The organism is Mycetocola sp. Y171 (assembly GCF_056713165.1).
Genome location: NZ_JBWYGX010000004.1, coordinates 1 through 5,795 on the forward strand (window position 1 = coordinate 1; position 5,795 = coordinate 5,795).

Sequence of the window (5,795 nt, forward strand, 5' to 3'; positions counted from 1 at the left end):
TAGAGAAGTTGCCCTGCGGAGCAGCCCGGAAGGGTGAAAAGTGGGAGCATCCGATCCTTGAGAACTCAACAGCGTGCACAATGTCAAATGCCAAATACCCGTCGGCTTGATCTTTTTGGTCAGGTCGCGGATTCCTTTGGAAAACATTTAAACAACAAAGCAAGTCAGTAATGATTTGTTCTGTCAGTTTCAAACTCGCGGTTTCTGAACCTATTCCGGTTCGTTACCGCAAACAATGTGCCGGCCGCTTTTCGGAGTGGTTGTGCAATTAAACATTTACGGAGAGTTTGATCCTGGCTCAGGACGAACGCTGGCGGCGTGCTTAACACATGCAAGTCGAACGATGATCCAGAGCTTGCTCTGGTGATTAGTGGCGAACGGGTGAGTAACACGTGAGTAACCTGCCCTTGACTCTGGGATAAGCGTTGGAAACGACGTCTAATACCGGATACGACCTGCCCCGGCATCGGGTGTTGGTGGAAAGAATTTTGGTCAAGGATGGACTCGCGGCCTATCAGGTAGTTGGTGAGGTAATGGCTCACCAAGCCTACGACGGGTAGCCGGCCTGAGAGGGTGACCGGCCACACTGGGACTGAGACACGGCCCAGACTCCTACGGGAGGCAGCAGTGGGGAATATTGCACAATGGGCGAAAGCCTGATGCAGCAACGCCGCGTGAGGGACGACGGCCTTCGGGTTGTAAACCTCTTTTAGCAGGGAAGAAGCGAAAGTGACGGTACCTGCAGAAAAAGCACCGGCTAACTACGTGCCAGCAGCCGCGGTAATACGTAGGGTGCAAGCGTTGTCCGGAATTATTGGGCGTAAAGAGCTCGTAGGCGGTTTGTCGCGTCTGCTGTGAAAACCCGAGGCTCAACCTCGGGCCTGCAGTGGGTACGGGCAGACTAGAGTGCGGTAGGGGAGATTGGAATTCCTGGTGTAGCGGTGGAATGCGCAGATATCAGGAGGAACACCGATGGCGAAGGCAGATCTCTGGGCCGTAACTGACGCTGAGGAGCGAAAGGGTGGGGAGCAAACAGGCTTAGATACCCTGGTAGTCCACCCCGTAAACGTTGGGAACTAGATGTGGGGACCATTCCACGGTCTCCGTGTCGCAGCTAACGCATTAAGTTCCCCGCCTGGGGAGTACGGCCGCAAGGCTAAAACTCAAAGGAATTGACGGGGGCCCGCACAAGCGGCGGAGCATGCGGATTAATTCGATGCAACGCGAAGAACCTTACCAAGGCTTGACATATACCGGAAACGGCGAGAGATCGTCGCCCCGCAAGGTCGGTATACAGGTGGTGCATGGTTGTCGTCAGCTCGTGTCGTGAGATGTTGGGTTAAGTCCCGCAACGAGCGCAACCCTCGTTCTATGTTGCCAGCACGTAATGGTGGGAACTCATGGGATACTGCCGGGGTCAACTCGGAGGAAGGTGGGGACGACGTCAAATCATCATGCCCCTTATGTCTTGGGCTTCACGCATGCTACAATGGCCAGTACAAAGGGCTGCAATACCGTAAGGTGGAGCGAATCCCAAAAAGCTGGTCCCAGTTCGGATTGAGGTCTGCAACTCGACCTCATGAAGTCGGAGTCGCTAGTAATCGCAGATCAGCAACGCTGCGGTGAATACGTTCCCGGGCCTTGTACACACCGCCCGTCAAGTCATGAAAGTCGGTAACACCCGAAGCCGGTGGCCTAACCCCTTGTGGGAAGGAGCTGTCTAAGGTGGGATCGGTAATTAGGACTAAGTCGTAACAAGGTAGCCGTACCGGAAGGTGCGGCTGGATCACCTCCTTTCTAAGGAGCATGTGCCAGTCCGTCTGTATACAGCGGAATCACTGGCCAAGTCAGATCAGGACGAACGTTCCTGGCTGGCGCTCATGGGTGGAACATTGACATTGATGCGGATCGGAATGATCCGGTATGAGTACGCCTTCCCTTCGGGGTCGGAAGGAAAGCACCGGGTAGGCCTGGTTCGCATATTGCACGCTGTTGGGTCCTGAGGGACCGGAACGGATCACTTCGGTGGTTCGGACTGAACTCTCTGGACCTTCTCCTGTTTGGCAGAACCGTTTGGTGGCCGGCAGGGTGGGTACCGCCCGTACTTTGAGAACTACACAGTGGACGCGAGCATCTTAGATTTGAACACTTTGTGTTCAAATCACATTGGCTCAGCGTGATGACCGGCTTGCCGGCAAGCGTTGGGCTATCAATTGATCTGACTTTGTCAGATTCATTGGTCAATTTTTCCGAAACGAAAAATCGATTCAAACTCATGTGATTGCAAGTTTCTAAGAGCAAACGGTGGATGCCTTGGCATCTGGAGCCGAAGAAGGACGTAGTAATCTGCGATAAGCCTCGGGGAGCTGATAAACAAGCTTTGATCCGAGGATTTCCGAATGGGGAAACCCCGCCAGGCGGAGCAATTCGACCTGGTGACTCCCGCCTGAATATATAGGGCGGGTAGAGGGAACGTGGGGAAGTGAAACATCTCAGTACCCACAGGAAGAGAAAACAACAGTGATTCCGTCAGTAGTGGCGAGCGAAATCGGAACAGGCTAAACCGAGCATGTGTGATACCCGGCAGGGGTTGCNGTACCTACAGGAAGAGAAAACAACAGTGATTCCGTCAGTAGTGGCGAGCGAAATCGGAACAGGCTAAACCGAGCATGTGTGATACCCGGCAGGGGTTGCATGTTCGGGGTTGTGGGACTTTTCAGTACTGGCTGCCGCTGGTACGGCGTTACAGAGCGTTATAGACGAACAGGATTGAAAGCCTGGTCAGAGAGGGTGCGAACCCCGTAGTCGAAATGACGTGATGGCGCGAAGAGTATCCCAAGTATCACGGGGCCCGAGAAATCCCGTGTGAATCTGTCAGGACCACCTGATAAGCCTAAATACTCCCAGATGACCGATAGCGAACAAGTACCGTGAGGGAAAGGTGAAAAGTACCCCGGGAGGGGAGTGAAATAGTACCTGAAACCGTTTGCTTACAAACCGTTGGAGCCTCCTTGTAGGGGTGACAGCGTGCCTTTTGAAGAATGAGCCTGCGAGTTAGCGATATGTGGCGAGGTTAACCCGTGAGGGGTAGCCGTAGCGAAAGCGAGTCTGAATAGGGCGATTCAGTCGCATGTCCTAGACCCGAAGCGAAGTGATCTATCCATGGCCAGGTTGAAGCGCGTGTAAGAGCGCGTGGAGGACCGAACCCACTTAGGTTGAAAACTGAGGGGATGAGCTGTGGATAGGGGTGAAAGGCCAATCAAACTTCGTGATAGCTGGTTCTCTCCGAAATGCATTTAGGTGCAGCGTTGCGTGTTTCTTGCCGGAGGTAGAGCTACTGGATGGCTAATGGGCCCTAAAAGGTTACTGACGTCAGCCAAACTCCGAATGCCGGTAAGTGAGAGCGCAGCAGTGAGACGGTGGGGGATAAGCTTCATCGTCGAGAGGGAAACAACCCAGACCACCAACTAAGGTCCCAAAGCGCGTGCTAAGTGGGAAAGGATGTGGAGTTGCACAGACAACCAGGAGGTTGGCTTAGAAGCAGCCACCCTTGAAAGAGTGCGTAATAGCTCACTGGTCAAGTGATTCCGCGCCGACAATTTAACGGGGCTCAAGCACGCCACCGAAGTTGTGGCATTGATGTAATAGGTAGGCCGCACACTTGTTGTGTTGGTCCAGCCATGTTGATGGGTAGGAGAGCGTCGTGTGGCCAGCGAAGCGGCGGTGTAAACCAGCCGTGGAGGCCACACGAGTGAGAATGCAGGCATGAGTAGCGAAAGACGGGTGAGAAACCCGTCCTCCGAAAGACCAAGGGTTCCAGGGCCAGGTTAATCCGCCCTGGGTAAGTCGGGACCTAAGGCGAGGCCGACAGGCGTAGTCGATGGACAACGGGTTGATATTCCCGTACTGACGAAGAACCGCCCAAGCTAATCCAGTAATGCTAAGTGTCTGAATCCTTCTGATTGATCCCTTCGGGGTGAGACGGGAGGCCTAGCGCACGACCCTACGCTGGTGCGGTTAGCGTATTAACAGGTGTGACGCAGGAAGGTAGTCGGTCCTGGGCGATGGTTGTCCCAGGCCAAGGTTGTAGGCCGAGAGATAGGCAAATCCGTCTCTCATACAGGCTGAGAGCTGAAGGGGAGCCCGCAAGGGCAAGATCCGATGATCCTATGCTGCCAAGAAAAGCATCGGCGCGAGGTTCAAGTCACCCGTACCCCAAACCGACTCAGGTGGTCAGGTAGAGAATACCAAGGAGATCGAGAGAATCGTGGTTAAGGAACTCGGCAAAATGCCCCCGTAACTTCGGGAGAAGGGGGGCCTGACACGTCAGCGGATTTACTCCGGGAAGCGTGGTAGGGCCGCAGAGACCAGTGGGAAGCGACTGTTTACTAAAAACACAGGTCCGTGCCAAGTCGCAAGACGATGTATACGGACTGACGCCTGCCCGGTGCTGGAAGGTTAAGAGGAACGGTTAGCCGCAAGGCGAAGCTGAGAATTTAAGCCCCAGTAAACGGCGGTGGTAACTATAACCATCCTAAGGTAGCGAAATTCCTTGTCGGGTAAGTTCCGACCTGCACGAATGGCGTAACGACTTCCCAGCTGTCTCAACCGCGAACTCGGCGAAATTGCACTACGAGTAAAGATGCTCGTTACGCGCAGCAGGACGGAAAGACCCCGTGACCTTTACTACAGCTTGGTATTGGTGTTCGGTGTGGCTTGTGTAGGATAGGTGGGAGACTGTGAAGCTGGCACGCTAGTGTCGGTGGAGTCATTGTTGAAATACCACTCTGGTCATATTGGATATCTAACTTCGAACCGTAATCCGGTTCAGGGACAGTGCCTGGTGGGTAGTTTAACTGGGGCGGTTGCCTCCTAAAAAGTAACGGAGGCGCCCAAAGGTTCCCTCAATCTGGTTGGCAATCAGATGTCGAGTGTAAGTGCACAAGGGAGCTTGACTGTGAGACTGACAAGTCGAGCAGGGACGAAAGTCGGGACTAGTGATCCGGCAGTGGCTTGTGGAAGCGCTGTCGCTCAACGGATAAAAGGTACCTCGGGGATAACAGGCTGATCTTGCCCAAGAGTCCATATCGACGGCATGGTTTGGCACCTCGATGTCGGCTCGTCGCATCCTGGGGCTGGAGTAGGTCCCAAGGGTTGGGCTGTTCGCCCATTAAAGCGGTACGCGAGCTGGGTTTAGAACGTCGTGAGACAGTTCGGTCCCTATCCGCTGCGCGCGCAGGAAATTTGAGAGGATCTGACCCTAGTACGAGAGGACCGGGTTGGACGAACCTCTGGTGTGTCAGTTGTTCCGCCAGGAGCACCGCTGATTAGCTACGTTCGGGATGGATAACCGCTGAAAGCATCTAAGCGGGAAGCCGGCCTCAAGATGAGATTTCCATGCCTTCGGGCGAGAGGCTCCCAGCTAGACTACTGGGTTGATAGGCCGGATGTGGAAGAGAGGACTAAAGACTCTCGGAGCTGACCGGTACTAATAAGCCGATAACTTGATAATCAAACCCACCCTCAGAGGTGGAAGCATGACGTTTGTTTCGATGTTTCGAAAAAAATTGCATGATGCTACGCGTCCACTATGTGGTTCTCGATGTACGGTCGAGAACCGAACAGACTTATGTTCTGTTCGATTCACTTTGACTACATGTCAACAGATGTTTCGGCGGCCATAGCAAGAGGGAAACGCCCGGTCACATTCCGAACCCGGAAGCTAAGACTCTTTGCGCCGATGGTACTGCAGGGGGGACCCTGTGGGAGAGTAGGACACCGCCGGACTTAACTTA

The 5,795-nt window shown here is 54.0% G+C and carries 3 rRNA genes; all 3 read left to right on the forward strand.

Features of this window, described 5'->3' with window-relative positions:
• Positions 1-275: 275 nt before the first annotated feature.
• The 3 genes from AC1M2K_RS16995 (at position 276) to rrf (ending at position 5,787) form a co-directional block, all read left to right on the forward strand.
• A 16S ribosomal RNA gene (locus AC1M2K_RS16995) occupies positions 276-1,797 on the forward strand.
• A 484-nt stretch (positions 1,798-2,281) separates the two neighbouring features.
• Positions 2,282-5,512: ribosomal RNA gene (locus AC1M2K_RS17000) — 23S ribosomal RNA — on the forward strand.
• 158 nt (positions 5,513-5,670) lie between these two features.
• A 5S ribosomal RNA gene (rrf, locus tag AC1M2K_RS17005) occupies positions 5,671-5,787 on the forward strand.
• Together the 16S, 23S and 5S rRNA genes form the textbook arrangement of a ribosomal RNA operon.
• Positions 5,788-5,795 lie beyond the last annotated feature (8 nt).